This window comes from Nostoc sp., from assembly GCF_036917975.1.
In the GTDB taxonomy this organism is placed as follows: domain Bacteria; phylum Cyanobacteriota; class Cyanobacteriia; order Cyanobacteriales; family Nostocaceae; genus Nostoc.
Genome location: NZ_JBALEJ010000034.1, coordinates 150,506 through 173,951, shown reverse-complemented (window position 1 = coordinate 173,951; position 23,446 = coordinate 150,506). Strand labels below are relative to the sequence as shown.

The 23,446-nt window shown below is 41.6% G+C and carries 28 protein-coding genes and 3 pseudogenes; 13 read left to right on the top strand and 18 right to left on the bottom strand.

The window, feature by feature from the left end; all coding sequences use genetic code 11:
* Positions 1–326 precede the first annotated feature (326 nt).
* A complete protein-coding gene (locus V7K76_RS15445) occupies positions 327–1,592 on the bottom strand; it encodes a glycosyltransferase family 4 protein (RefSeq protein WP_334780137.1) in 1,266 nt (421 codons plus the stop codon).
* 406 nt (positions 1,593–1,998) lie between these two features.
* Here V7K76_RS15445 and V7K76_RS15440 point away from each other — a divergent pair, with 406 nt between their 5' ends.
* Positions 1,999–2,406 (top strand): hypothetical protein, encoded by a 408-nt coding sequence (locus V7K76_RS15440; RefSeq protein WP_334952792.1) that lies wholly within the window; start codon positions 1,999–2,001, stop codon positions 2,404–2,406.
* 237 nt (positions 2,407–2,643) lie between these two features.
* Here the strand turns inward: V7K76_RS15440 and V7K76_RS15435 are convergent.
* A pseudogene (locus V7K76_RS15435) lies at positions 2,644–3,453 on the bottom strand (proprotein convertase P-domain-containing protein); the annotation flags it as partial.
* On the opposite strand from V7K76_RS15435, the pseudogene V7K76_RS15430 reads away from it, so the two are divergent.
* Positions 3,439–4,265, top strand: a pseudogene (locus V7K76_RS15430) (RNA-guided endonuclease InsQ/TnpB family protein); the annotation flags it as partial. The pseudogenes V7K76_RS15435 and V7K76_RS15430 overlap by 15 nt on opposite strands.
* A gap of 74 nt (positions 4,266–4,339) precedes the next feature.
* Here the strand turns inward: V7K76_RS15430 and V7K76_RS15425 are convergent.
* Entirely contained in the window at positions 4,340–4,588 is a 249-nt protein-coding gene (locus V7K76_RS15425; protein WP_334780135.1) for a Ycf34 family protein, read from the bottom strand.
* 86 nt (positions 4,589–4,674) lie between these two features.
* On the opposite strand from V7K76_RS15425, the gene V7K76_RS15420 reads away from it, so the two are divergent.
* From V7K76_RS15420 to V7K76_RS15405, 4 genes are all read left to right on the top strand, one after another.
* Positions 4,675–5,991, top strand: a complete 1,317-nt coding sequence (locus V7K76_RS15420) for a CCA tRNA nucleotidyltransferase (RefSeq protein ID WP_334780134.1) — start codon at positions 4,675–4,677, stop codon at positions 5,989–5,991.
* Positions 5,984–6,190 (top strand): hypothetical protein, encoded by a 207-nt coding sequence (locus V7K76_RS15415; protein ID WP_334780133.1) that lies wholly within the window; start codon positions 5,984–5,986, stop codon positions 6,188–6,190. Before V7K76_RS15420 ends, V7K76_RS15415 begins: the two co-directional genes overlap by 8 nt.
* A gap of 218 nt (positions 6,191–6,408) precedes the next feature.
* Positions 6,409–6,588, top strand: a complete 180-nt coding sequence (locus V7K76_RS15410) for a hypothetical protein (protein WP_334780132.1) — start codon at positions 6,409–6,411, stop codon at positions 6,586–6,588.
* Entirely contained in the window at positions 6,575–6,793 is a 219-nt protein-coding gene (locus V7K76_RS15405) for a hypothetical protein (protein ID WP_334780131.1), read from the top strand. Before V7K76_RS15410 ends, V7K76_RS15405 begins: the two co-directional genes overlap by 14 nt.
* 128 nt (positions 6,794–6,921) lie before the next feature.
* On the opposite strand, the gene V7K76_RS15400 is transcribed toward V7K76_RS15405, so the two are convergent.
* The 3 genes from V7K76_RS15400 to V7K76_RS15390 all read right to left on the bottom strand — a co-directional run bounded on the left by V7K76_RS15400 (position 6,922) and on the right by V7K76_RS15390 (position 7,562).
* Positions 6,922–7,071 carry a Na-translocating system protein MpsC family protein gene (locus V7K76_RS15400; RefSeq protein WP_334780130.1) on the bottom strand — a complete coding sequence of 50 codons (150 nt, stop codon included), beginning with the start codon at positions 7,069–7,071 and terminating at the stop codon, positions 6,922–6,924.
* Positions 7,061–7,129, bottom strand: coding sequence for a hypothetical protein (locus tag V7K76_RS15395; RefSeq protein WP_334780216.1), 69 nt, complete (start codon positions 7,127–7,129; stop codon positions 7,061–7,063). The genes V7K76_RS15400 and V7K76_RS15395 overlap by 11 nt, the downstream gene beginning before the upstream one ends.
* A gap of 151 nt (positions 7,130–7,280) precedes the next feature.
* The gene (locus V7K76_RS15390) at positions 7,281–7,562 is read right to left on the bottom strand and encodes a hypothetical protein (RefSeq protein ID WP_334952796.1); all 282 of its coding nucleotides are present in this window, start codon (positions 7,560–7,562) and stop codon (positions 7,281–7,283) included.
* A gap of 255 nt (positions 7,563–7,817) precedes the next feature.
* On the opposite strand from V7K76_RS15390, the gene V7K76_RS15385 reads away from it, so the two are divergent.
* Positions 7,818–8,300 carry a tetratricopeptide repeat protein gene (locus tag V7K76_RS15385; RefSeq protein ID WP_179065562.1) on the top strand — a complete coding sequence of 161 codons (483 nt, stop codon included), beginning with the start codon at positions 7,818–7,820 and terminating at the stop codon, positions 8,298–8,300.
* Positions 8,301–8,462: 162 nt separating this feature from the next.
* On the top strand, positions 8,463–8,639 hold the full coding sequence (locus tag V7K76_RS15380) for a hypothetical protein (RefSeq protein ID WP_334780129.1): 177 nt from the start codon (positions 8,463–8,465) through the stop codon (positions 8,637–8,639).
* A 508-nt stretch (positions 8,640–9,147) separates the two neighbouring features.
* Here the strand turns inward: V7K76_RS15380 and V7K76_RS15375 are convergent.
* The 3 genes from V7K76_RS15375 to V7K76_RS15365 all read right to left on the bottom strand — a co-directional run bounded on the left by V7K76_RS15375 (position 9,148) and on the right by V7K76_RS15365 (position 11,104).
* Complete coding sequence (locus V7K76_RS15375) at positions 9,148–10,377, bottom strand: ABC transporter substrate-binding protein (RefSeq protein ID WP_334780128.1); 1,230 nt, start codon at positions 10,375–10,377, stop codon at positions 9,148–9,150.
* Positions 10,378–10,565: 188 nt separating this feature from the next.
* A complete protein-coding gene (locus V7K76_RS15370) occupies positions 10,566–10,844 on the bottom strand; it encodes a type II toxin-antitoxin system RelE/ParE family toxin (protein WP_334780127.1) in 279 nt (92 codons plus the stop codon).
* Entirely contained in the window at positions 10,841–11,104 is a 264-nt protein-coding gene (locus V7K76_RS15365) for a type II toxin-antitoxin system ParD family antitoxin (RefSeq protein WP_334780126.1), read from the bottom strand. The genes V7K76_RS15370 and V7K76_RS15365 overlap by 4 nt, the downstream gene beginning before the upstream one ends.
* Before the next feature lie 297 nt (positions 11,105–11,401).
* On the opposite strand from V7K76_RS15365, the gene V7K76_RS15360 reads away from it, so the two are divergent.
* The 3 genes from V7K76_RS15360 to V7K76_RS15350 all read left to right on the top strand — a co-directional run bounded on the left by V7K76_RS15360 (position 11,402) and on the right by V7K76_RS15350 (position 15,066).
* Positions 11,402–12,751 (top strand): FAD-binding oxidoreductase, encoded by a 1,350-nt coding sequence (locus V7K76_RS15360; RefSeq protein ID WP_334780125.1) that lies wholly within the window; start codon positions 11,402–11,404, stop codon positions 12,749–12,751.
* Between the two features lie 166 nt (positions 12,752–12,917).
* Positions 12,918–13,964, top strand: coding sequence for an RNA 3'-terminal phosphate cyclase (gene rtcA, locus V7K76_RS15355; protein ID WP_334780124.1), 1,047 nt, complete (start codon positions 12,918–12,920; stop codon positions 13,962–13,964).
* A 499-nt stretch (positions 13,965–14,463) separates the two neighbouring features.
* Positions 14,464–15,066, top strand: coding sequence for a hypothetical protein (locus V7K76_RS15350; protein ID WP_334780123.1), 603 nt, complete (start codon positions 14,464–14,466; stop codon positions 15,064–15,066).
* Positions 15,067–15,396: 330 nt separating this feature from the next.
* Here V7K76_RS15350 and V7K76_RS15345 read toward each other — a convergent pair whose 3' ends face one another.
* From V7K76_RS15345 to V7K76_RS15325, 5 genes are all read right to left on the bottom strand, one after another.
* Positions 15,397–15,501, bottom strand: coding sequence for an element excision factor XisI family protein (locus V7K76_RS15345; protein WP_334780122.1), 105 nt, complete (start codon positions 15,499–15,501; stop codon positions 15,397–15,399).
* Positions 15,486–15,602 (bottom strand): hypothetical protein, encoded by a 117-nt coding sequence (locus V7K76_RS15340; protein ID WP_334780121.1) that lies wholly within the window; start codon positions 15,600–15,602, stop codon positions 15,486–15,488. The genes V7K76_RS15345 and V7K76_RS15340 overlap by 16 nt, the downstream gene beginning before the upstream one ends.
* On the bottom strand, positions 15,599–15,748 hold the full coding sequence (locus V7K76_RS15335; RefSeq protein ID WP_334780120.1) for a hypothetical protein: 150 nt from the start codon (positions 15,746–15,748) through the stop codon (positions 15,599–15,601). Before V7K76_RS15335 ends, V7K76_RS15340 begins: the two co-directional genes overlap by 4 nt.
* On the bottom strand, positions 15,736–15,873 hold the full coding sequence (locus tag V7K76_RS15330; protein ID WP_334780215.1) for an element excision factor XisH family protein: 138 nt from the start codon (positions 15,871–15,873) through the stop codon (positions 15,736–15,738). The genes V7K76_RS15335 and V7K76_RS15330 overlap by 13 nt, the downstream gene beginning before the upstream one ends.
* A 350-nt stretch (positions 15,874–16,223) precedes the next feature.
* Positions 16,224–17,675, bottom strand: coding sequence for an MFS transporter (locus V7K76_RS15325; RefSeq protein ID WP_334780119.1), 1,452 nt, complete (start codon positions 17,673–17,675; stop codon positions 16,224–16,226).
* Between the two features lie 74 nt (positions 17,676–17,749).
* Between V7K76_RS15325 and V7K76_RS15320 the strand changes: the two genes are divergently transcribed.
* Positions 17,750–18,259, top strand: coding sequence for a phosphoribosyltransferase (locus tag V7K76_RS15320; RefSeq protein ID WP_334780118.1), 510 nt, complete (start codon positions 17,750–17,752; stop codon positions 18,257–18,259).
* Between the two features lie 375 nt (positions 18,260–18,634).
* A complete protein-coding gene (locus V7K76_RS15315) occupies positions 18,635–19,195 on the top strand; it encodes a 2'-5' RNA ligase family protein (RefSeq protein WP_334780117.1) in 561 nt (186 codons plus the stop codon).
* A 272-nt stretch (positions 19,196–19,467) separates the two neighbouring features.
* Here V7K76_RS15315 and V7K76_RS15310 read toward each other — a convergent pair whose 3' ends face one another.
* From V7K76_RS15310 to V7K76_RS15295, 4 genes and pseudogenes are all read right to left on the bottom strand, one after another.
* Positions 19,468–20,070: a hypothetical protein gene (locus V7K76_RS15310; RefSeq protein ID WP_334780116.1), complete on the bottom strand. Its 603-nt coding sequence runs from the start codon at positions 20,068–20,070 to the stop codon at positions 19,468–19,470.
* Positions 20,071–20,152: 82 nt separating this feature from the next.
* Complete coding sequence (locus tag V7K76_RS15305) at positions 20,153–21,202, bottom strand: J domain-containing protein (RefSeq protein WP_334780115.1); 1,050 nt, start codon at positions 21,200–21,202, stop codon at positions 20,153–20,155.
* 260 nt (positions 21,203–21,462) lie between these two features.
* A pseudogene (locus tag V7K76_RS34605) lies at positions 21,463–21,618 on the bottom strand (Tab2 family RNA-binding protein); the annotation flags it as partial.
* A 237-nt stretch (positions 21,619–21,855) separates the two neighbouring features.
* The gene (locus V7K76_RS15295; protein ID WP_334780114.1) at positions 21,856–22,665 is read right to left on the bottom strand and encodes an ice-binding family protein; all 810 of its coding nucleotides are present in this window, start codon (positions 22,663–22,665) and stop codon (positions 21,856–21,858) included.
* Positions 22,666–23,446: the final 781 nt, after the last annotated feature.

Below are 23,446 nucleotides of genomic sequence, written 5' to 3'. Positions count from 1 at the left end.
AGACCTGAATCCTTACCGGCATTGTTCAATTTCCACCATGAGTATAATTTCCTGTTTTTTGTTCGATGTTTCAGCCGATGGCTTTAGTTAAATTAAAGCGATCGCTATTTATCCCACGATTTACATGGCTGAAACCCTTATTATAAAAAGGGATTGCTAACAAAATAAACAGTATTGCCAAATTCTTTAGGGTTGGTTGGCAATACTGTTGGCTTCAAGGTTGTTTGTCATAATTTCAGACTTATAGAGACGCAAAATTTGCGTCTCTACAAAAGTTATCGCTATGTAGATAATTTTATCGAAACCGTATCGAGTTGCTGAGAAGATTATTTAGCAAGCAATAGGGGTTCTTGGACTGGTTGTAGCAGTTGAGTATAAAGTTCACTCAACTGAGTTGCTACACCATGCCAACTAAACTTGCTTTCAACGCGCTTTCTACCGGCTTTACCCAATTCGTCTCGCCACTCTGGATTTAAAAGAATTCGGTCAATGGCAGAGGCAAAGGCATCTACATCTTGTGCTGGAGCCAATAAACCAGTTTCTTCATGAACTACAGTAAACTGAAGTCCGCCGACATCGCTAGCGACAACTGGTGTACCGCTTGCCATTGCTTCGATCGCTACGAGTCCAAAGGGTTCGTAGTGACTAGGAACAACGCAAACATCGGCTGCTGCGTAATAAGTTGGCAAAATCTCTTGACTGAGACGACCGGCAAAAATGGTAAAGTCGCTCATTCCCAATTCGTTGATAATAGCCTCAATGCGATCGCGCTCAATTCCATCGCTGTTACCTGGAGTGCTACCACCACCAATAATTAGCTGGATATTTTTCGAGTCGCGTAGTTGAGACTCGTTGACTGCACGCACCAAGGTTTCTATACCTTTGCGTTGGTCAAAACGTCCTACATACAGCACAACCTTGGCTTCTTTGTCAATACCAAATTCAAATCTGGCTGCTTCTCGCCCAATGGAACCAAACTGCTGAATATTTGTACCACAGGGAATGATGTCGATATTGCCTTTAGTGGAAACTAGCGATCGCATGTGTTCTTGTTCTTGTGGACTTGTGGCCACAATTCGCTCTGCTGTTTCCAACACTTGTTTTTCTACTGCTAATCGCACACTAGCAATCAGAGGAATATTTTCTATAGTGTTATATTTTACTGCCCCTAAGGAGTGGTAGGTGTGAACTTGTTGACTCCCTTGGATTTTCTTTAACTCCATTCCCACCCAACTAGAGAGCCAGTAATTAGTGTGAACTAACTGGTATGTAATCTCATTTTTTACTTGAAATTTGAGGAAATTATCGATAAATTCAGGCAGATAATCAAAAAGCTCATCTCGCGGCACAAACTCAAGAGGGCCAGCTTTTAAACGAATAGTTCGACAATTGTCACTGTGTTCAACAATCGAGTCTTGCTCCAGACTCACCTTGCGGGTAAACATATCAACTTGCCATCCTAGCTGCGCTAGTGCTTCACCCACCTGGCGCACATAAACATTTTGTCCCCCAGCTTCTTCTTTCCCTATTTCAATCGCCGGGTCTCCGTGGACGGAAATCAAGGCGATACGTTTTTCGGTGGTAGAGTTCATAGTTTGTGTGTTGCTGATTTTAACAAAGTTTTAGGCTGTTCCAAGCTTGTGAATAACACACTTGCCTGAATTGTTTAGGAACTTTGATTAATATTGAATTTATTTTAATTTACTATACCTAATCTTTTTTTACATCCTCTGTCAGAAGTATACTTTTAGATTAAATACAAATATTTAATCTGTATTTAATTTCTTTAGATATAGGAAATTTTTATATTCGTATCTCATACTTTTGATAGATGAAAATTCTATTCTTAATTCAAATCTATAGGATTACTATTTGATTTTTGAACAAAATTATAGGAATCCGGTTTGATTTCTGAATCACTCGTAGAGGTAAGGAACTGGGGACTGGGGACCGGGAAGAAGGAATAAAAGTGTACTGAGTTTTGTTCAAAAATCAAATATGAGTCCTATAGGTACTGTATGTAATGGCGTGTCAAGGCTAAAATGTTGCAAAAAAATTGTAGCGACTGTCTTAAAAGTCAAGCGATCGTTACCTAAGAAAGCGGATGCAGCATACTTGGAACAAGTTGCTTGTATACAAAATGCTGGGTTTGCAACTTCCGTTATTTATTGGAAGTCGGCGGGAAACTCCATCCACAAGGGGATGGAGAGGGATAGCCGCCCGCTGATTTGGGGCATTGGGCATTGGGCATTGGGCATTGGTAACTTCTTCCCCATGCCCAAAAACTCCACCCACAAGGGGATGGAGTTTTTTATTTGGAGTCTCTGGGATCTGCGTTTAAATTTCAACTTTCAATTCACCACGAATTTATATGAAAGGGAATGGGGAGTAGGGAGTGGGGAGTAGGGAGTGGGGAGTAGGGAGTGGGGAGTAGGGAAACTAAGAAAGCTTTTCCAAAAAGCGGGGTTTCAACCAATATGCGATACAAGGATTTTATCGCCCACAAGGGCGAGGCTTAAAACCTAAATCGAGGGCTAATTTCTTCCCCTACTCCCTACTCCCTACTCCCTACTCCCGCCCCGAAGGGGTCGTAAAAAGGTTGGATAGAGCGATCGCTCTATCCATCCAACAATTATCCTGAACTCAAAATCCAATTTCAATGGTCAAACTCCGAATCTTTCCGATATCTGCGTTAGCTTTATCTGCAACTTCTAGAGTCCAGGTTCCTTGAGGACTTTTACCTTTGAAGGCAGCAAGTTTAGGGGTATTTACCTCATCATAAGTTGTTTTGATGTTATTTGTAGCTCCCCCCTGGCGATCGTGCAGAACTATTGGCAGTATGCCGATTTGCACTGGGGGAAGGAGAGTAACTATAAGATCCCCAATATAAGTATGCTCGATATCTACTAGAACTTTGATGGATTTCAGAAGGGTGGTATTAGCGATCGCCAACGATAATGTTGATACTTGCAAGTCATTAATTGGAATATCTTGGACTGCTTTAAATATGCTAATGGGCGATGTTTGAGCAGGCTTGGCTAATTCTACAGCTTTGAGAGCATTGATTCGACCGTAACCGTAGAAAGGGCTGTGACCATTGGCATCATACTTACCTCCAGTGGGATCAATGCGATCGCTAGAACGTTTAAAAATATCTCGCACTTCATCCCAACGCAGATTTGGATTTTTGGCAAGAATCAAGGCTGCAACACCTGCTGCACCTGGGCAAGCACTGGAAGTTCCGCCAAATTCATTTGTGTAGTTGCCTGCGGTGTCACCTAGATTCTGATTACCCGAATTATAACCAAGTACACCAGAGCGATCGGTCGTCCAAATTCCAGAGGTTTGAGAACTATCACCATTGTTGCTGGGGAAGGCGCACCAAACCGCTTGACCAAAGTCACTGTAAGCGCTTCTTTTACCGTAGTCATTAATTGCCAGTTTTGCATCGACCAAGACCGAATAGAAAAACGACAGCCAACTAATAAAACAGTTGGGTTAGATGTTGGTTTAAACTACTTTCTGACCGATAGTGATGGAAACCAAGTTGAGAATCCTCTTGCTTTGAGAAAGTCGGAAAAATCGGTTAAACGATTGCAACGTCGTTTCTCTAAAACCAAAAAAGGTTCTCAGAACAGGGCTAAGTTTAGAAATAAATTAGCCCGTAAGCACCTCAAGGTAAGTCGCCAACATAAAGACTTTGCTGTGAAATTAGCAAGGTGCGTAGTGATAAAACTTCATATCAGCTACGCTGTTGTTGTTGTTGTTATTTATGATTTAATAAGAGATAAGACATTGTGGCGTATGAAGACTTGAAGGTGCGAAATATGGTGAGCCAGCGCGTTGGGCGGGTTTCCCGACTTGAAGCGACTGGCGAACCCGTAAGGGTGAGGAACCATCACAAAGCCTTGTCAATTAGTGATGCAGCGTGGACTCAATTCCGGCAATGGGTTGAATATTTTGGCAAAGTGTTTGGCGTGGCAACTGTTGCGGTTCCACCCCATAACACGAGTCAAAATTGTTCTAATTGTGGTCAGGTTGTCAAAAAATTTCTTAGCACTAGAACTCATTCATGTCTCCATTGCGGAACGGTGTTAGACCGTGACCATAATGCAGCACTGAACATACTTGAGATCGGACTCCGTACCGTGTGCCCCACGGGAACGTTAACGTCTGTGGATGAGAACGACCTCTACTTGGGTGATGCAAATCCTCCAAGCAAGCCGACTCGTAGAAGCAGAAAACCTAAGAAGGCAACTTCTTAGAATTCCCGCCATTTATGGCTGGGGTGGATGTCAATTGGTGGATATTGAGAGGGCTGCATACTACTCTTAAATTATCAAGTCGGCACTAATTCACCAGGACGCAACTTCGACCACTTACCCGTTTCCCGCTTAAAGCTTAGACAACCAACAACGTCCCATTCCATTTCAATTACATCATCTTGAGTCCGAATGTTGACATTGATAGAAGGTTCATTCGGATCAAAATCTGGTGTTTCAGTCAAGTGAGGCTGTTGGTGCTGCCCTTCCACGGCATGATAGGTAACACAGGTGTCTACATAGTGGCAGTTCACGCAAATACACATAATAGAACCAACTCCAGGGGCCTTTATTGTTAATGTAACTTAAGCCCAACTGTTATTCATGAGTTGATGGGTTGATTTTTATTACAATGTACCAATCAGTTCCTTCTAGCCTAGCTCCCGAAAATTGGCCTTTTAGCTTGGAATTTTTGCCACAACCTGCTTATATGGTAGGTGGCGCTGTCCGAGATGCCATCCTTGGCAGAACTCGCGAATATCTGGATCTAGATTTTGTTATCCCATCTAAGGCGGTAAAGGTAGCGAGAGCGATCGCTCATCATTATAAAGCTGGTTTTGTGCTACTCGATGCCGAGCGACAAATTGCCCGTGTGGTTTTTCCCCACGCCACAGCAGACTTTGCCCAACAAGAAGGAAATAGCTTAGAAGTTGATTTGCACAGACGGGATTTTACAGTAAATGCGATCGCCTATAATCCCCATACGCAAGAAATTATCGATCCTCTGCAAGGTTGTGTAGACTTACAACAGGGCATTTTGCGAATGGTTTCACCCGCAAACCTAGAAGACGATCCTTTACGGTTAATGCGAGGTTATCGCCAAGCTGCCCAACTAGATTTTACTATTGAGCCAGCTACCCAAGCCGCTATTCGCTCTTTGGCATCACATATAAGCACAATTGCAGCCGAACGATTTAGGGTAGAAATTGGCTATCTACTGGCCAATTCTCTGGGTACTCCTTGGATTACAAGCGCTTGGGAAGATGGTTTACTTACTCCTTTCTTCAAAAACGCCACCCGTGAAAGCTTACTCAAGCTAGCAGCAGTTGACAATGCAGCTGCCTTACTTACAGAAAATTGGCAACAATTAGGGGCACAACTACAAGAGTCTGTCCGCGATACTATCAAAACCACTTGGTTAGGTATTGCCAAACTTGCAACTCTTGTCAACCCAAATCCAGAATTAGCAGAAATAGAGCTACAAGAACTAACTTATAGTCGTGCCGAAATCCGGGGTGTAACCACTGCACTGAAACTGTTACCGCAGTTTCAAGTAGTGGATATGTCCTTGCGAGAACAATACTTTTTATTCTATGATGCAGATATTGTGTTTCCTGCCACGGCAGTGCTAGCTGTAGCAGTTGATAATTCCGTAGAGGCGATATCTGGTGACAAGCTATTACACCCAGCAGTCGCTACAACAGAGGAAACCAAAGCAAAACGCTGGCAAGTCTTAGCATCTTTAATTAACCGCTACCTGAACCCTGATGATCTGGTCGCTCATCCCACTCCGCTACTGAGCGGGAAGGAGTTGATTATAGCATTAGATATTCCGGCTTCGCCAATCATCGGCCAATTATTGAAAGAAATTGCCGTAGCACAAGCTGAGGGGAAAGTCTCAACACCAACAGAAGCGATCGCTCTTGCACGTCAGTTACTTGATGGGTGAACTACCTGATGCAATGCCTGGGGCGATCGCTAATCTTTGTCGCAGTGCGGGATACACTTACGCAATTTTGGTATCTTCGCGTAAGGCTGGTAAATCCACAACCCCAAGTCCTTTACGTGTCACCTACTTAATAAAAAATCGCAATTCTTTTAGTCAACCTTTGCAAATACATACATCAGTTATGCTAATATTTGCTTGATGTTATGGTTATCTTGTTATATTGTCCCCTAAAATTCAGTGAAAATGAGCAATTTAATGGATTATACACCAGCCTATTCGTTTTATGCCTTAATTAGTTACCTGAATACGTCCTCGTACATTTACTTAAGTGCTTACTATAAAAAAAGACCTCAATCTTTTCCTGATGAATGGAATACTTATGCGTAGACTTTATTGGACAGGATTAACTGCTTACTTATGAATGAACAGCCTTTAATTTTGGTTGTAGAACAGAGTCTACATGATTTAGAACTACTTAATTCTCATCTAGGAACATTAAATTTCTCATGTATTTGTACCAAACAAGGAGTGAGGGCTGTGATATTGGCACAAACTCATCAACCAGATTTAATTTTGCTAGATTATGATGCTATCTAATTTGAGTGCAAACCAAGTCATTGATGACCTCAAACACGACTCAAAAACTGCTACTATTCCAATCATTGCAGTAGCACCTCCAGCAATGGCACAAGATGAAGCATCCCCAATGTTCACAGGATTTGATGATTGCATTACTAAACCCTATGATTTTAATCAATTAGAAGTAGTAATCAATCGCCACATCAGTCAGCCACATTCCTGACGTTTACCTTGGGATATAGATTTGGGATTACGAGCCTCAGATAATTGATTGAAAACCACAATAATTCCGGTACGACCTGTTGCTAAATTTGTGTTTATCATGAGGTCAAAGAGTGGCTTCCCAATAATTTACTCAATCAAACTTTTCAATTCTGGTTTAATTATTTTCTCTAAATATAATCGTACTTGTTCAGCTAAATTATCATAACCTCCCTTCAGTAGAGTTTTTTCAGTTTGGGTAACTGAGTTTTCTAGAGAAATGACAATTTCAGTATCCAAAAAAATGGCAAATGATTTGGCTATGAGGCTTACCTATTCTATCATTATAGAATTTGATGATCCGCTGTGATATTTCTCTTTCTAATGTTCCTAAGCGTTACATCTCCCAATCCAAGAATTAGGTTTTTTCATGGTATAAAAAAATATGCCTCACCCGTGCTTACAGCATCAACCCCAGCATCCATCCAAAATTCCCTGTCCTGCTCGTATCAGAGAACCAAACTTAAGCATTTAGCGAATTCATTGGAAGTCGGCGGGAAACTCCATCCCGCAAGTGGCGTGGAGAGTGAGCCAACTTGGGGCATTGGGCATTGGGCATGGGAATAGGGTTTAAGCCAAATTTTCAAGACGTTCACGGACACGAGAAAGCAAATCTGTAAGCATCTCAATACAGTTCGGTTAAGGTTTTTTGATGAAAATTCTAGATCGCTAAAGACGCGATAAATCGCCGTCAAGACAAAAGACTGATTATTGTCTTGACGGCGATTCATCGCGTCTCTTGCCCTAACCGAACCGTATTGGTAAGCATCTTGATTCTGAATTCCTGGATTCTGAATTCTAAATTCTTCTTCAAGACTCTAAATATCTAGCATGGTATTAGTCACATTGCTGGATACAGTCAAGAACACAGAAAATTCATAAATAGCAATTAATCACTGCAAATTTAAAGATGACTTTAAAAATGATTTAATCGATATATTTTGTGAGAAAGTTAATACAAAGGTATATTCACTGATTTCAAATTTATGGATTCTTTATCTATCAATTCCTTACTTGAAGAGTTAAAAAACCCCGATGCCACAGTTCGGGACAAAGCAACCAGAAAAATCTGGCGGATCTGGTTTCAGCAAAAGGGAATCTATGGGCTGGAAATAATTGACCGCAGTCAAAAATTACTGGATGCAGGCGAAATTGCTGAAGCTGAAACAGCGCTGACAGCACTAATTAAAGACCAGCCAGACTTTGCTGAAGCCTGGAATCGTCGAGCTTTCCTGTATTACAGTGTTGGTGATTATCAAAAATCTCTAGCAGATTGTCAGATGGTTGTGCAGATAAATCCAATACATTTTGGGGCACTTCACGGTATGGGTTTGTGTTATGCCGCACTAGGAGAGTATAGTCAGGCTATCCGAGCCTTTCAGCGCGCTTTAGAAATTCAGCCCTATTCGCTAGTGAATCAAAAGTTGATTCTAGAATGTACATTTAGATTTAGCTACAACGGCAGATAGGAGAGAAAATTATACTGTTTTATGAATCCGTGATCATCCTCATCAACAGCAATTCATCGCCTTAGTCGCCGCAATTTTATTCAATACGGTTCCATCTGCATTGGTAGCAGCGTTATTGCTGCTTGTACTAACAACAACCAACCGTCAACTAGCAGTTCTCAGTTGAATAAAGTTACCTTTGGTACAAACTGGATAGCACAAGCAGAACATGGTGGATTTTATCAGGCGATGTCTACGACGGGCTGCGCTGGCCCTCAGATTCTCGGTGGTACTCAATTGTTGATGGGGAGTGCGGTAGATTTCTTTATGGGTTATGGCATGAATACCTTGAACGTGTAGCACAAAATATTCCCAAAATCACAGTCACAGCAATTTTCCAGAAATACCCCTGGTGTCTGATTGCACATCCCAACCCAGCAATTAAAACCCATGCCAATCTTAAAAGCAAAGCAATTTATGTCTCTGTTGCTAACATTATTGGCCATTACTAGAAGCTAACTATGGTTTTACCGACGATCAAAAATGTCCCTACAACTTTAACCCGGCTCTTTTTCTGATTAACAAAAACTCAGCACAGCAAGGCTATATTACGTCTGATCTCTGTGCCATTTAAAAGCAGAGAGATTTTCAGCCAGTGGGATTTTTATTAGCAGATTATGGTTATCAACCGTATGCAATCACTATTGAAACAAAAAAATAACTAGTAGAAAAAATCCTGAATGAGTGCAGCAATTTGTTGATCCCTCAATTCAAGGTTGGTAATGTTACTAATACTTTCTAAGGTTTTGAGTTTTAACTAATAATTATGTTGACTATCAAACATGTTTCCAATTCGGTAATATTGCAACTATTTTATGCTTAAAAAAGAAAATTTACCATTGATCCCATTTGGCTCCATCTTAAGTTGAGCAACGTAAAACTCTTTTTGAATTACATCACCTACTGGTGTAAAAGCAATTTCACCGAGAGGAGTTTGAAAGCTTTTTGTTAGTAATTCCTTATTCAATTCTGCACGCAACTGTGGTAGCTTCAATTTGTTAATGTTGCTTTTTTTATCTAAAGATTGAAGAGACTCTACATATACCTGTAAAGCAGTAAAAGCTTGAGCGCTTACTTGGGGTGGTTCTCTATGATATTGTTCAAGATAGGCTTTGCGAAATGCGATGTTAATTTCACTGGGATATACAGGGCTATAAGCTTGAGCCACAATCACACCATCACAAAGCGCCCTGCACACAGAAAATATATGAGATGTGTTAAAACCATTGCCACCAACAATTATTCCTTTATAACCAAGTTCTCGTAATTGTTTAACTAAATTACCTCCATCTACAGCTAACCCGGATATAATCACTAAATCTGGTTTTAAATTAATAGCATCGCTGGCTTGAGCTTGAAAGTCTGTATCTGTAGTTTGAAATTTTTGGACTGTAACTAAATCCAATCCTAAATTTTTAACTGTTTTCTGAAATATTTCTGTTTCCGACTTATTGAAAGCATCATTTTGAGCGTAGAATACAGCTACTCTTTTGATTTTAGGATTTTGTTTTAGTGCAGCTTTCACCGAATAAGGAGCGACAACAGCGACAGATGAAGAAACACGAGCCACATAATCACCAATTTCGGGAATACCTTTAGCAGTATTTGATGCTCCAATAACTGGAACTTGATTGCGTTCTGCTACAGGATCAGCGCTAAAAGCTTGTTGTGATAAGGTAGGGCCAATAATACCAACAACTTTATCTTTACTAATTAAAGTTTGAAAAGCATTAATAGCTCCAACTTCATCGCCACTAGTATCTTGATAGACTAATTTAATTGGTCTACCATTAATACCTCCTTTGTTATTAAAATACTTTTCAGCAATTTTGACTCCATCAGTTCCCTCTTGACCAAGTAATGCTACATTGCTCGTTTGGGCAAAGGCAATACCGATAGGAATAGCATTAGCTACACCTGTTGTCACTGTTGGATTATTTGCAGAATTTGCATCATTATTGCCACTTTTACCACAAGCTACCAGCAGTATAGAGTATGTAAATAGTAAGGCAGTTTGATGTATGAACGCTTTTTTCATAATTATTAATTACATTGCAAATCACAGCTGTTGCTTTTATCGCTGCGGCTATTTCTGGTTTACTCATGGCGGTTTTATTCACTCAAAGCAAATGGATTTAACGCAGCTTATTTCCTTATGCAGTAATTTTACAAACAACTCTGATAGTTGCGATCGCATTCACAACTAAATTAATAATCTGAAAACAATCACTTCAAATCTCGCTTTTCACTAACAACACGGACAATTGTAATTTCATCTTCGATTACTTTATACAAAATTATATGACCATCGACAGGGATTCCTCGTAAAAAGGGAGCAATATCTTCGTAACTACGCCCCATATTTGGAAAATTTACAATGTTTTTGCACTTTTTCTCAAACTCCTGTATGAAACGTTCCCCAGCTTCAATATTAATATTTACAAAGTAATCTAAAATTTCAACCAAATCTCTGCTTGCAGTTTGAGAGATAGTGGAACGACTCATTTTTGAGCCTCGCGTTTTTGAAGCAATTTCTCTTTAAGTTGGTTAATGACAACTTCGGTATCTAGAACATCACCTCGTTCAATTTCTTCCAAACCAACTGCTACTTTTTGGCGAGTATCATTTAACCAAAGAGTATATTGGTCGTGTTCTTCCAATAATTGCAATGCAGTAGCAATTACTTCGTCTGCATTTGCGTATTTCCCGCTTTCAATTTTAGATAAAACAAATTGCTCGTGAGTAGGATTAAGCGATATGTTCATTTGTTCATCGTATATTTTGAGTACCAATATTTGATTATTTTAGCAATTTTCTATATGTTATACCACTTAAATATTAGGATATGTTAGCAAATGTTGAGTTTGCTTGCGTCAAAGCAAGGGATAATATCAAGTGATGACCTTCATTTGGTCGTAAAGCATCGCATTCACAACTAAATTAAGAATCTGAAAACAATGTTTTTATACTTTTTCTCAAATTCCTAGATAAAATGTTTCCCTGCTTCAATATTAATAATAAGCTATGAGGGGAAGCAACTTGGATACCCTGATTAATAAGTCATGACAAAAACTAACTTAGATGCCCTGATTAATTCTCTAGAAGGCATAGAAACCATCACCGATTCCGCCCAAGTCGCAAAATTATCCCAAGATTATCACACCTTTAGCCCAGTGCTAGTACCAAAACTAGAGGGAAAAGTCGGGGATATCGTAGTGCGTCCCGCCAATGAAGCAGAAGTTTTAAAAATTGCAGCCGCCTGTGCTAAATACCGCGTACCCATCACTGTACGGGGTGCGGGAACAGGGAATTATGGGCAATGCGTACCGTTGCATGGTGGCGTAATTTTAGATATGACGCGGATGCAAGAGATTCTTTGGGTAAAACCGGGGGTAGCGCGGGTAGAAGCCGGGGTAAAGTTGGCAGCTTTGGATAAAAAAACACGAGAAATCGGCTGGGAAATCCGCATGGCACCCTCCACGTACCGCACAGCGACAATTGGCGGATTTATTGCTGGGGGTAGTGGGGGCATTGGCTCAATCCAATATGGCTTACTAGCCGAACGCGGTAATATCTTAGCATTGCGAGTGGTAACTGTAGAAGATGAACCCCGTGCGATCGCATTACGCGGCGACGATGTGCAAAAAGTGAATCATGCTTGGGGAATTAATGGCATTATCACCGAAGTCGAAATCCCTTTGGGGCCAGCTTATCCTTGGGCAGAAGTCATTGTGACATTTGATCAGTTTATGACAGCAGCAAAGTTTGGTCAGGCTCTTGGCAATGCTGATGGCATGATTAAGAAGTTGATTTCTGTCTTTGCATCCCAAATTCCCCAATATTTTCACGCCCTACAAGAGTATATTCCTGAAGGAACTCACCCAGTATTTTTGATAATTGCTGAATCAAGTTTGGAATTCTTACCAGGTTTGGTGCAGCAATACGGCGGCCAGATTACATATAGAAAACCAGCAGAGGAAGCGGCTAAAGGTATACATTTAGCAGAATTTGGCTGGAACCATACCACCTTACTTGCCCGGAGTGTAGATACGGGTATTACTTACTTACAAAGTATGTTTCCTGGCAAGCACAGTTTGCAACTAATAGAGCAAATGTATCATCACTTCGGCGATGAGGTAATGATGCATTTAGAATTTTTTCGGGTGAATGGTGTTGTAGTTCCTGGTGCTTTGCAACTTGTGCGTTACACCACAGAAGAACGCCTCAACGAGATTATCCGCTATCACGAAGAACAGGGTGTGAGTATTGCTAATCCCCACACATATATTATTGAAGACGGCGGTAGAAAAGTTATTGATCCTGAGCAGTTAAAATTTAAAGAAATTGTTGATCCTTATGGGTTGATGAATCCCGGTAAAAGCAAAATTATTCAATTCCAAATTCAAAATTGAACTGGGGATTGAGGATTGGTAAAATTTGCATGGGTATACCGTAGCTAGTTTTTCTGTATATTTGTGTAACCTCATACCAAAAAGCTAGTTGCTGGGCGTTTATAATTTGTGGTTTGATTTTAAGAGCCGTGGAGATAACCCAAAATCCAACATCTCAGAATCGCCCATGATTGAAATTGACGGTTCCTACGGAGAGGGAGGCGGACAAGTTCTTCGCACTTCCTTAAGTCTAGCAGCCATTACTGGCGAACCCATACGAATTACAGGCATTCGCGCTGGACGCAAAAAACCAGGGTTAGCAGCACAACACTTAACAGCAGTTCGGGCTGCGGCAAGAATTTGTAATGCCCAACTACAGGGTGATGCTTTGGGTTCAACGCTGCTAGAATTCATTCCAGGTAGTGCTGTGCAAGCGGGAATTTATACCTTTGATGTTAGTAAAGCACAACAAGGTGGTTCGGCGGGTGCGATCGCTCTGGTTTTACAGACAATTCTCTTACCTTTAGCACTAGCATCTGGTAATTCCCAGGTAACACTTAAGGGCGGAACTCATGTGAACTTTAGCCCAACAGTGACATATATTGAGCAAGTTTATTTGCCGATACTGCAACGTATGGGAGTGGAAGCCCAAGTCAAGTTAGGCGCTTGGGGTTGGTTTCCCCAAGGTGGCGGAGAGGTAGAATTACAGGTGGATGGCGCTGGTAAACTCGGCGGGATCAACTTGTTGGAACGGGGCAATTTACAACAAGTGCGGGGAATAGCAGTGGTGACGGAATTGCCTTCGCATATTCCCCAACGGATGGCGAATCGGGCCGAAAATTTGTTACGTGAAGCCCATTTGAAAGTTGCTATACAGACTTTGCGAGAAAGAGGTGTAGCACCAGGGGCGGGTATTTTTCTCACTGCTGAGTATGAAAACAGCTTGACTGGCTTTGGTGGATTTGGGCGTTTGCGGTTGTCGGCGGAGACAGTTGCAGAGATTGCTTGTCAGCAACTCCTTGAGTTTCATTACACCGGCGCAGCAGTAGATGAACATTTAGCAGATCAGTTATTATTGCCAGCTGCTTTAGCGTCACAGGAAAGTCATTATCGGGTGGCTGAGGTGAGTAGACATTTGACGACAAATGCAGCAGTAATTGAACAATTTGGGCTGGCGCAAATTACAGTAAATGAAGCTGAGAGAATAGTGTCAGTAAAGAGTTTGACTAGATGAAATAAGTGTTTATCGAACAGAATTCAGTAGTCAGGAGTCAGAATTCAGAATGAATTTTGACCGAAAAAGCGGATAGTGTAGCGTTAGCGAGTCTTCTCCCAAGGGGAGACGCCAAGGGCGAACGAGCTTCTGAATAACCGGCGTTTTTGCACCCCCACAAAATCGTAGATTTGGTGGTCAACAAGAAAGTAGCGGGTCTGAATCCCCGATTGATTGATTCTGACTCCTGAATTCTTCTTCAATAGTGCTTTCTGATCAAGTATCATTGCGACGTTACGGGGCAGGATTACGATTCCATCATGCAGGAAGAGCTATGATCGAGCTACTTTGTTTGTTAGAGAGAGCGATCGCATTTTCCAAGAATCTGAGTCAATGATAGCGTGCCACTCTTTCAGTTGCGGAAATGTGTAGCGGTAATGGCGTGACTATGCTGTGTGGTAAAAGCAGAGTGATTACAGAGGCGATCGCGCTAGCTTGAAAAACAGATTAGGAAAACTTTATGCCTTATAGTAAATTTACTCTGAGTAAAGCTGTAGATGATTTTCAACTGACGATCGTTGAAGGCGATCCCTTTCTGTTAGAGATTTCCCCTGTCAATCCGACTTCTTTACTGAAAGATACGTTGAAAGAAACCCTGCCTTGGGCGATCGCAGTGAGTAGTGAAAAAGCGCGTTCTGAAGGCATTATCAATCCAGTCTTGCTAGAAGTTAAACGTCAGCTTAAAGGACAAATTAGCGTCTTTTCGGGTGAAGAGTTCAACGTGCAGCCAGAGGTTGATTTGACAGGCTATGTCGATTTCCTGATTAGTCGCTCTCCAGAGCAGTTGTTTATTAAAGCCCCGGCGCTGGTTTTGGTGGAAGCAAAGAAAGAAGACCTGAAACCAGGACTGGGACAATGTTTAGCCGAAATGGTGGCAGCACAACGCTTTAATCAACAGAAGCAGCAGCCGATTTCCACGATTTACGGAACAGTGACGAGTGGTACGGTTTGGCGGTTTCTCAAACTAGAAGGGCAAACTGTGACGATTGACTTGACTGATTATCCACTGCCACCAGTCGAGCAAATTTTGGGCTTTCTGGTTTGGATGGTGCAGAATGGTTGATGTAGGCGATCGCAGTTGGGTGAGGAAGTTGCGTAGGCCTAGCCCGTCGTAGACATCGCGCTCAGGTTAAAATGGCTTTGATGAAAGATGGGTGATCGCTATAAAGTTGTTATTTCCCTAATTGCCGTAGATTTCCTAACTCCTATGTCCTTCAACTAGCAGCAAACTCAATGAAGAGTGCTGAGTTCCGAGTGCTGAGTGCTGAGTTAAAAGACCGCCCACAAGGGGCGGGGTATCAACCTTCTCCTTGATAAAAAGATTCCGCCCACAAGGGGCGGGGCTTTTACCCAGTGCGAAAGTACTGAGTACTCAATCTTCTTTACTCAGCACTCAGCACTCAGCACTGAGTCTTGTAAATTTTCGTTTGTATGGGGCTTTAAAAGCCAAAACTATATCTTGTTTAGGAACTCCAGCTTCTACTAATTCATTAGCCACTCCGATTTCCGTTCCATCGCGTTCGATCCAAATTTTGCTTTAATTTCTACATAAATAATACAACCAAATATTCGCGTTAGCTCTTGCCAACCAATATTCATAACTTGATAGCGATGCCTGCGGCGGGGCAAAGCCCAACGCGCTCAGTATCAAATAAAAATTTGACTTCTGTCTGACTATTTGAGCGATTTTTGACATGAGTTTCCAGAATTTTTTGGACTATTTCTTGATAATTTAGTCTCTCCATATAACTATCTCCTCTAGCTCTGGATTAAAAATTAGTAATTTTAGTTGATATTCGCCAATAATTCTTTGAATAAACTTCCGACTAAAAAACTCATTATAAACATCTACCGGAACGGCTAAATACAAAATCCGAAGAATCAAGCTATAAAGCCAGCATTTGAGCGTTTATTTTCTAACAGAATGACTTAAATCAAGGTTTTTTCGCAAAATTATTATTCTGTAAGGATTCTAGATTATTCTCTAGCAGAAGTGATAAAAGAGGGCTAAGTAGGTTGGTACAATAAAAACCCCTTTAAAATCTAGTTTCCAGCCTCTTGGCTGGAAATGCACCTCAAAGCGGCTCTGCCGCAAGTCAAGAGGCGGAGCCTCTCATAGGCATTCCCAGTCAGAGACTGGGAACGAGACAATCCCCTCCCTCAAAGTTTCGTAGGAAAATGATGTAAAGCAACCGATTAAAATTATTTCCCCCTGCTCCCTTAACTCCCCCTCTTCTCTTGCCGTTCTTTGAGTTTCAGCATGATTTCTGCGTGCATCTCGCGGGTAATTGGGTAAAAATACGTTAAAATCAAGCCCAGAATCAAACAAACTGTAGGTATGGGGCCGACGGCAACGCGAATCGCAAACAGTGCCGATGCCGGTTGGATGGGCGATGGACTTCCGGCTACAGATGCTTGAAAACCGGCTACTTGCAAAGCATTTCCCACCAAAAACAGCCCGAAAGCTAAACCAAATTTTTGCAGCAAAACCATGAAGCCATAGAAAATGCCTTCTCTGCGTTGTCCGGTTTGGAGTTCATCTAATTCAATCACATCTGGAATCATTGACCAGGGAATTAAATAAGCTGTGGATACGCCAAAACCTGCCATCACAGCCATCACATACATCAAAACTATTTGACCTGGTTGTAAGAAAAATAGTCCGGCTGCGGCTATAATCCATAAACTCATTCCCAGAAAATAAACAACTTTTTTCCCAAGTTTTTTACTCAGCGCCCCCCAGACAAATAGCATTAGTAGGGCAGTTCCTTGCACTGCAATCAGTATTGTCGGCACATCTGATTGTTTGAGACCCATGCAATTTACTACAAAATAGGGAATAATGCTGGCTGTAATCTGCACACCTAGCCAAGAAAAAAGATATATACCAATAACAAATAGAAAAGGTCGGTTGCTGAAGACAATTTTTAGCTGTTCCAAGAAGGGGAGAGATGCAGGTTCCTCAGTTTGGATGCGTTTGGACTCAAAAGCCATGATGCGATCGCGGACTCCAAAAACGCACCAATATAATCCTACAATCGAAATTACCGTACAAATTGCTGCTAAAACGATAACTTGTTGTTGGGGATCGGCAATTTGGGAAAAAACAATTTTCATTAAAATCAATGACAGAATGCTACCACCAATAGAAAATGTAAAGCGAAAGCTGTTAAGTCCGGTGCGTTCGTCGTAATCTTGAGTTAGTTCTGGAGTCATCGCCGTATAAGGCAAATTTACAACCGTGTAAAAAGACTGAGATATCACCCCAATAATTACGTAATACCAGAATAACGGCCAAATATTATCACTGTGATTTGCACTAAATTGCGGTATAATCCACTGCAAGAAAAAGAAAATCCCAAAGGGGATTGCTCCATAAAACATCCAAGGAAGACGACGACCCCAGCGACGAGATTTCGTTTTATCACTCAGGAACCCAACAAGCGGATCGTTTACACCATCCCAGATTTTGCTAATCATCAAAATGCTGCCAGCTAAACCCGCAGGGATACCAGCGATATTGGTAAAGAAAAACAGCAGATAAAAGACGGAGATATTTGCAGTGATTGCTGGGCCTAAATCTCCTGCACCGTAAGCCAGCTTTGTTTTTAAATCGAGTTTTTTACTGAGAATATCTCGTTGGGCATCGCCATCAGCAGCAGAATCGTTCATAATAACTTGCACTCATACTAAGATAAATTTGCAATCGCCATCAATATTAGCTATCTACCACTCCCCTTAGCCTTATGCCAGACCTTTATGTTTCTTGGTCAGATTATCACCAAAAAATCGAACAACTGGCTATTCAGATTTATGAATCCGGTTGGAAATTTAACCAGATTATCTGTCTTGCTAGAGGAGGACTAAGAGTTGGAGATATTCTTTCTCGGATATACCAGCAACCACTGGCAATTTTAGCAACCTCATCTTACAGTGGCCCTAGTAAACAAGATAGAAGTAATTTAATTGTCTCCCACCACTTAACAATGACTGCTGAAAAGCTAGGTTCGCACATTCTTCTAGTGGATGACTTAGTGGACTCTGGGGTAACACTGGAACAGACTATACCTTGGCTCAAGCAATATAGTGATTTCCCCATTGAGGAAATTCGCACCGCCGTACTTTGGTATAAAGCCTGTTCAGTTCTAAAACCCGATTACTATGTCGATTACTTAGCTAACAATCCCTGGATTCACCAACCCTTTGAACACTACGAGCAGATGAACCCCGCAGAACTAGCGGCTAAGGCGAGTTAAGGAGACAGGGGGCAGAATGAGAAAGGGTTTGAGGCTTATTTACTTTTCTTCACACAGTTTGCTTTTATTGTGCCGACTTACTTATAGACCAATACGGTTCAGTTAGCGCCAAAAACCCCTCAGATGCGTAGGTTGGGTGGAGGAACGAAACCCAACATTTTCGCGGGTTTGTTGGGTTTCACTTCGTTCCACCCAACCTACGATTATCCTTAACCCAAGCGTATTGACTTATGGACTTCCAAATAAAAAATATCCAATTAACTCTTGTGGGGTGGGCATCTTGTCCGCCCTATGAACTAGGCGCTCATGTTGCCCACCCCACAAAATTGGATAATTTATTTATTGGAGTTCCCTTACGAATTACGAATTATTTTAATGAGCCGTTTTTTTCTCGCCCTTTTACCACCGCAAGATATTCAAGATTACGCTAACCAGGTTAAACAGTACTTTGCCGATCGCTATGCTAGTAGCGGGGCGCTAAAGTCTCCGCCTCATATTACTTTGCAACCGCCCTTTGAATGGGCAGATGCTAACCTGTCATTGCTAGAAGCATCTTTGAAAGAGTTTGCTAGTGGACAACAGCCAGTAGCAATTACACTCAGGGGGTTTAGTGCCTTTGTGCCTCGCGTCATATACATAAATGTAGTTATAAGTCAAGAGATTTTAACTTTGCAAGCTGATTTAATGGCTTACACAGAAAGCAACTTGGGAATTGTTGACAAGGTTTCTAAAACTCGCCCTTTTGCACCTCATATAACGGTTGCGTTTCGGGATTTAACAAAGCAGAATTTTAAAGCTGCTTGGCCAGAATTTGAAAAGCGTCAGTTGGATTTTGAGTTTACCGCCGACAAATTAACGCTACTGCTTCACGACGGTAGGCGCTGGAATGTTAAATCGGAGTTTGCTTTTGCTGATGATGGTTTAATTCTCAGTTAGTTTTAACCGCAACTGGAAGCATGATTGTAAACTCTGTTCCTGGCTAATAGCTTAAGTCTACTGAAGTAGACTGGAGATTTTTGACGATATTTAATTTAGTCATCTGAAGATGACTTTAGCTATGAGACGGGAATTTCAATTCCCGGCGGACAAGCGGTTTCGTGTGAAGTTGACACCAATGGCCGACGGCAGCCCCTTCATCCCCTTTTGTAGTAATTTGAATAATGATTGAGTTTTTGAGTGTGGCAACTGGTGACTATGACTTGAAAATTTTAAAAGTCATTATCCGTAAAGGGAACTATGGATGGTGAAAACATTTTCAGTGATGGGTAAAATTCTAACCTCGCGGCATAATCGTCTGTTTGTGATACTTCTAATTCAATTGTTTGCTGATTTTTATCATCAAAGAGTAACTGGATTTGATAATTTGTCCAGAATTGCTCACCTAGTTCATCTTCTAAATCGAAAAGCTTTTCTTCATCACCCCAGATATCTGACCAAAGGACTATCCGGTTAGCGCGAAAATGATTTTGACCTTTGATATCTGCAATGACAAAATATACTTCGACATTTAAATTAAATCCAAACTCATCAAGCTCTATCTCTTGTATCGTACAGTTAACCACAATTAAACTATCAGGGTTAACGTTTACTACCTGCTCTTGGCGCTTTAATAATTCTTGAAGCACGAAATCAGGCAACAACTGAGAACTCTCCTCAATTACTTGTTTTTGAGTTTCTGGGGAGTAACGAGTTTTTAATTCTTGGGTTATTAGACTTAAGATATCACCTGTGGCTAAATTGACAACTATCTTTTTATTTGTGGAATTAAGTAAACATCCGTGATTCAGATTAATGTGTTTTTTAATTGGCATAGTTCTGGAAAATTTTTTGAATTTGATTAGATAAACTACAAATCTACAAAGCAAGCTAAAACTTGTTAAGAAAAATCAATTACTATCTCATTAATTCTGACAACATCTGCTCAAGAATATCTGACATAATTTCCTCGTCTAGGGAGTGCAGAGTTTGTGGGCCACCGAGAAATTCTTTGATAGTGATTTTCTGTTCTCTAAAGTCCTTGACAAAATCCCGAATCTGAGAAACAAGGTTAATTTGATTTTCTATCGTTTCTACCATCAAAGCCATAGAGTCAATGCCTTTTTTAGCAGCTTTGCGAGAATCAGAAACCATAGATCCTTCGGGAGTATTTTTTGCTAAACGCAGTTCCCGTTTCAAATTTTCATATTGAGTGAGAAGAATTTGATTTTGCTGTTCTATAGTTCGACATTTACGAGTTAAATCATCTTCGCTATTAAGATCAATAATTTCTCCCACTTGGTGAAGTCGCTCAATTTCTAGAAGTCTTGCCAAATCGCCTTCTTGGTAGGCTTGATTGATTGATTTCATGATTTCTGTATGATCTGTCTGTGTCTGGCTGTCTTTTACCTTGTCGGGGTGGAAGATTTCAGCTAACCTCAGAAATGTTTCACGAATTTTTCTCTTATCTTCTGTTCTAGTTACAGACTGAGATTCTACAGATTCTTGTGCTTGCCAATGTTGATAGCGACCTTCAGCAGTTTCCCTGGAAAAATCTGATTCTGGCTCGGGGTTGTCAAACAATTCGTCTAGCTCTGTTGAAAATTGTTTGCCATTGGTTTTTTGACTAATGATTCCTGTCAACTGGAGTTGAAGGTAAACTGCCTCTATATTTTTGAAGGTTTGTTTACCAAACTTTCTAGTAGTAAAGATTTCATCAAATAGAGCATGAATATCCTGGTCTAACTCAGCCATTTTTTGAAAGCTGGGACTAGCTTGTTGAAAGATTTCTGTGGCGAAAATTCGCGTCTGTTCAACAAAGTTATTCAGTTCTGTCCGTTTTCTCTTAATCTGCTTGAGCAGTGATTGGTGTTCTTTTTCTAGAAACTGTAAGCGGATATGTAGTTGAGAGAGAGCCAGTGGAGTTGTAACAGTCGAGTGGGATGAAGGTGGGGTTTTTCGAGGCATAGAAGATTTATGCTTTTTTCAAGGGAAAAAACTCTAACGACAATTGACACCTCAATGATGATACATGAATGTGTACTGAAATTAATTTCCTGGAGACAGCGTTGCTTGTAACTGCTGCACTTGCTCCACTGTTAAACCTGTTAAGTAGGTGGGCGTAAATATTTGTCGTTGAGATAAGGCAGGAGGCAGAAGGCAGGAGGCAGTCCTGATGAAACAAGTTTCACAGCCTTGAATGAAAGAATAACTGGGGACTGGGGACTGACTGGGATTGTTGATGCCAAACCCAAATTTATCGGTTTGAGATGTTCTGGGATGTGCAAAATGGGAATGGGGCGATCGCTAAATCTCGTTTCTACATCACTAGCAGCTAGAGTCGCAAAACGCCATTGTTCTCCCCAGAGGTTCTCTGGTAATGGTGGAATGGCACTAAGAAAAGATACAGCCCTTGCTCTGACTGGTTCCCAGCCTCCAGGCTGGGAACCCATTCTGGGAGGCTCCGCCTCCAGTAGCTTGACGAGAGGCAGAGCCTCTTTTAAATACATTCCCAGCCTGGAGGCTGGGAACGAGGTGACACAAGCCTTTGGGCTTTTCTTAGTGCCATTCGGTAATGGTGCTGGAGTGCCAATCAAGTATTTCAAAAAAATATTTGCAATCTACCACCCTTTTCTAAATCTTTTGCGGAAGGCGAATAACAGACCCACCATCCCGGAGCCGAGAACACCAAGTGATGAGTCAGGTTCTGGAACCACTGCTACTTCCTCCACTGCTACTTTCTGTGGCTTTGTATCGCAGGCGTTGGAGACCCTGTTGGTATCCATCGTCACGGCACCATTTTGCGCCAAGGCTCTACCACACTCAATATTTACGCCAGTAGTCAGGGTGATGCTCGTGAGCGCTAGAATATTTCCCATGAAATGAGTGCCGGAGCCGAGAGTCGCGGAGCTGCCGACCTGGAAAAACACATTGGGAGCTTCACCGTTGGTCGTGACAACAGACGAGTTGCTTGCGGTCGTGAGCGTGCTGCCTATCTGGAAAACGAAGAGCGCATTGGGGTCGCCTAGATTGTCGAGCGTGAGTGTTCCGGTCAACTGAGCCGATGAGCTAAAAGAATAGACGCCAGGTGTGAGCGTGAGTCCACCCAGATCCTTACCTGTCAAGTCCACATTGCTACTCAATCCTGCTAGAAAATTGTACGCAGTTGCGTTATCCGCCTGAGCCTGAGCCGCGACTCTATCAGATGTGAATATCGTTCCGGTGACGCTCCCTGGAGAAAAGCCAGTGGCTGAAGAACCTGTGCTGACACCCAGAGATTCCGTGATCAGGGACGGGCCGGTATTAGTCACCGTCGAGCCACCCAAGACCCCGAAGCTATTCGCCGTTCCCAGAATAGAAACGGCTTTTGCTGGAGCTTGAAAACTGGAGAATGCCAGGATTCCCAAAACTATTGCGTATTTATAATTCACTTTTAAGTGTTATTACCAGTGTTTAATTTGTCTTAATAAATACAAGTTTGCTTGATCTCAAAGGAAAAAATTGTGCTTTCTTTAACCTTTACGTAATCTTTAGCATTGTATAAAGGCAGGATAAAGAAAGCACTTGACAAAGACCAAAGTAGTCAAGCATTGCTGGCAGAAGCTTTAAGCGGGTATTAAGTATGATATTGGGTTTATACTGGCGAAGCCCCTCTGGCGCGATTCACGAAAAACCTTTGGCTTTTATTTTTACCCGGCGCTTGAAAACTAATCTATGTAAGACTTCTGAGAAAAATAGTCTGTAAATTGCTTATCAAATAAAAAGGAGTCAGAAGTCAGAATTCAGAATTCAGAATTGGTGAATTCTCTACCCATGTACCCTTACAGGGAAGCAAGCTACGCGCAGCGTCCCGTAGGGAAGGGATAGAGTTTTAAATGAGTGAAAAAATTTAATACTAGTTTCGCGCCACTTGCAGGCGTTAGCGCGTAGCGGGACGTTCGCGGTAGCGTCTCTAAGAGTTGTACGGTTTTAAACCAATATTCATTACCCAGTCGTACAGAATTCATACTGAATTCTGACCGGAGGCGGAGCGTCTCCGGCTCCGCTCCTGAGTTCTGAATTCTTCTTATAAAAGCTTTAAAAATTTATTGATAATTAGCTAAATAATTGTCGGGAATGGAGTGTAGTTTGCCGCCGTAGGCATTGCTCAGAAGCTAGTATCTATACTATCTATGTCATCTGCATTTGAGCTTATCAAAGAGGATTTGGGGG

What these genes read in the sequence shown, in the direction of transcription:
- V7K76_RS15445 (WP_334780137.1), bottom strand. Translation starts at nt 1,592, where the DNA reads ATGAACTCTACCACCGAAAAACGTATCGCCTTGATTTCCGTCCACGGA.
- V7K76_RS15440 (WP_334952792.1), top strand. Translation starts at nt 1,999, where the DNA reads ATGAGTCCTATAGGTACTGTATGTAATGGCGTGTCAAGGCTAAAATGT.
- V7K76_RS15425 (WP_334780135.1), bottom strand. Translation starts at nt 4,588, where the DNA reads ATGTGTATTTGCGTGAACTGCCACTATGTAGACACCTGTGTTACCTAT.
- V7K76_RS15420 (WP_334780134.1), top strand. Translation starts at nt 4,675, where the DNA reads ATGTACCAATCAGTTCCTTCTAGCCTAGCTCCCGAAAATTGGCCTTTT.
- V7K76_RS15415 (WP_334780133.1), top strand. Translation starts at nt 5,984, where the DNA reads ATGGGTGAACTACCTGATGCAATGCCTGGGGCGATCGCTAATCTTTGT.
- V7K76_RS15410 (WP_334780132.1), top strand. Translation starts at nt 6,409, where the DNA reads ATGAATGAACAGCCTTTAATTTTGGTTGTAGAACAGAGTCTACATGAT.
- V7K76_RS15405 (WP_334780131.1), top strand. Translation starts at nt 6,575, where the DNA reads ATGATGCTATCTAATTTGAGTGCAAACCAAGTCATTGATGACCTCAAA.
- V7K76_RS15390 (WP_334952796.1), bottom strand. Translation starts at nt 7,562, where the DNA reads ATGAATCGCCGTCAAGACAATAATCAGTCTTTTGTCTTGACGGCGATT.
- V7K76_RS15385 (WP_179065562.1), top strand. Translation starts at nt 7,818, where the DNA reads ATGGATTCTTTATCTATCAATTCCTTACTTGAAGAGTTAAAAAACCCC.
- V7K76_RS15375 (WP_334780128.1), bottom strand. Translation starts at nt 10,377, where the DNA reads ATGAAAAAAGCGTTCATACATCAAACTGCCTTACTATTTACATACTCT.
- V7K76_RS15370 (WP_334780127.1), bottom strand. Translation starts at nt 10,844, where the DNA reads ATGAGTCGTTCCACTATCTCTCAAACTGCAAGCAGAGATTTGGTTGAA.
- V7K76_RS15365 (WP_334780126.1), bottom strand. Translation starts at nt 11,104, where the DNA reads ATGAACATATCGCTTAATCCTACTCACGAGCAATTTGTTTTATCTAAA.
- V7K76_RS15360 (WP_334780125.1), top strand. Translation starts at nt 11,402, where the DNA reads ATGACAAAAACTAACTTAGATGCCCTGATTAATTCTCTAGAAGGCATA.
- rtcA (WP_334780124.1), top strand. Translation starts at nt 12,918, where the DNA reads ATGATTGAAATTGACGGTTCCTACGGAGAGGGAGGCGGACAAGTTCTT.
- V7K76_RS15350 (WP_334780123.1), top strand. Translation starts at nt 14,464, where the DNA reads ATGCCTTATAGTAAATTTACTCTGAGTAAAGCTGTAGATGATTTTCAA.
- V7K76_RS15340 (WP_334780121.1), bottom strand. Translation starts at nt 15,602, where the DNA reads ATGAATATTGGTTGGCAAGAGCTAACGCGAATATTTGGTTGTATTATT.
- V7K76_RS15335 (WP_334780120.1), bottom strand. Translation starts at nt 15,748, where the DNA reads ATGGAGAGACTAAATTATCAAGAAATAGTCCAAAAAATTCTGGAAACT.
- V7K76_RS15325 (WP_334780119.1), bottom strand. Translation starts at nt 17,675, where the DNA reads ATGAACGATTCTGCTGCTGATGGCGATGCCCAACGAGATATTCTCAGT.
- V7K76_RS15320 (WP_334780118.1), top strand. Translation starts at nt 17,750, where the DNA reads ATGCCAGACCTTTATGTTTCTTGGTCAGATTATCACCAAAAAATCGAA.
- V7K76_RS15315 (WP_334780117.1), top strand. Translation starts at nt 18,635, where the DNA reads ATGAGCCGTTTTTTTCTCGCCCTTTTACCACCGCAAGATATTCAAGAT.
- V7K76_RS15310 (WP_334780116.1), bottom strand. Translation starts at nt 20,070, where the DNA reads ATGCCAATTAAAAAACACATTAATCTGAATCACGGATGTTTACTTAAT.
- V7K76_RS15305 (WP_334780115.1), bottom strand. Translation starts at nt 21,202, where the DNA reads ATGCCTCGAAAAACCCCACCTTCATCCCACTCGACTGTTACAACTCCA.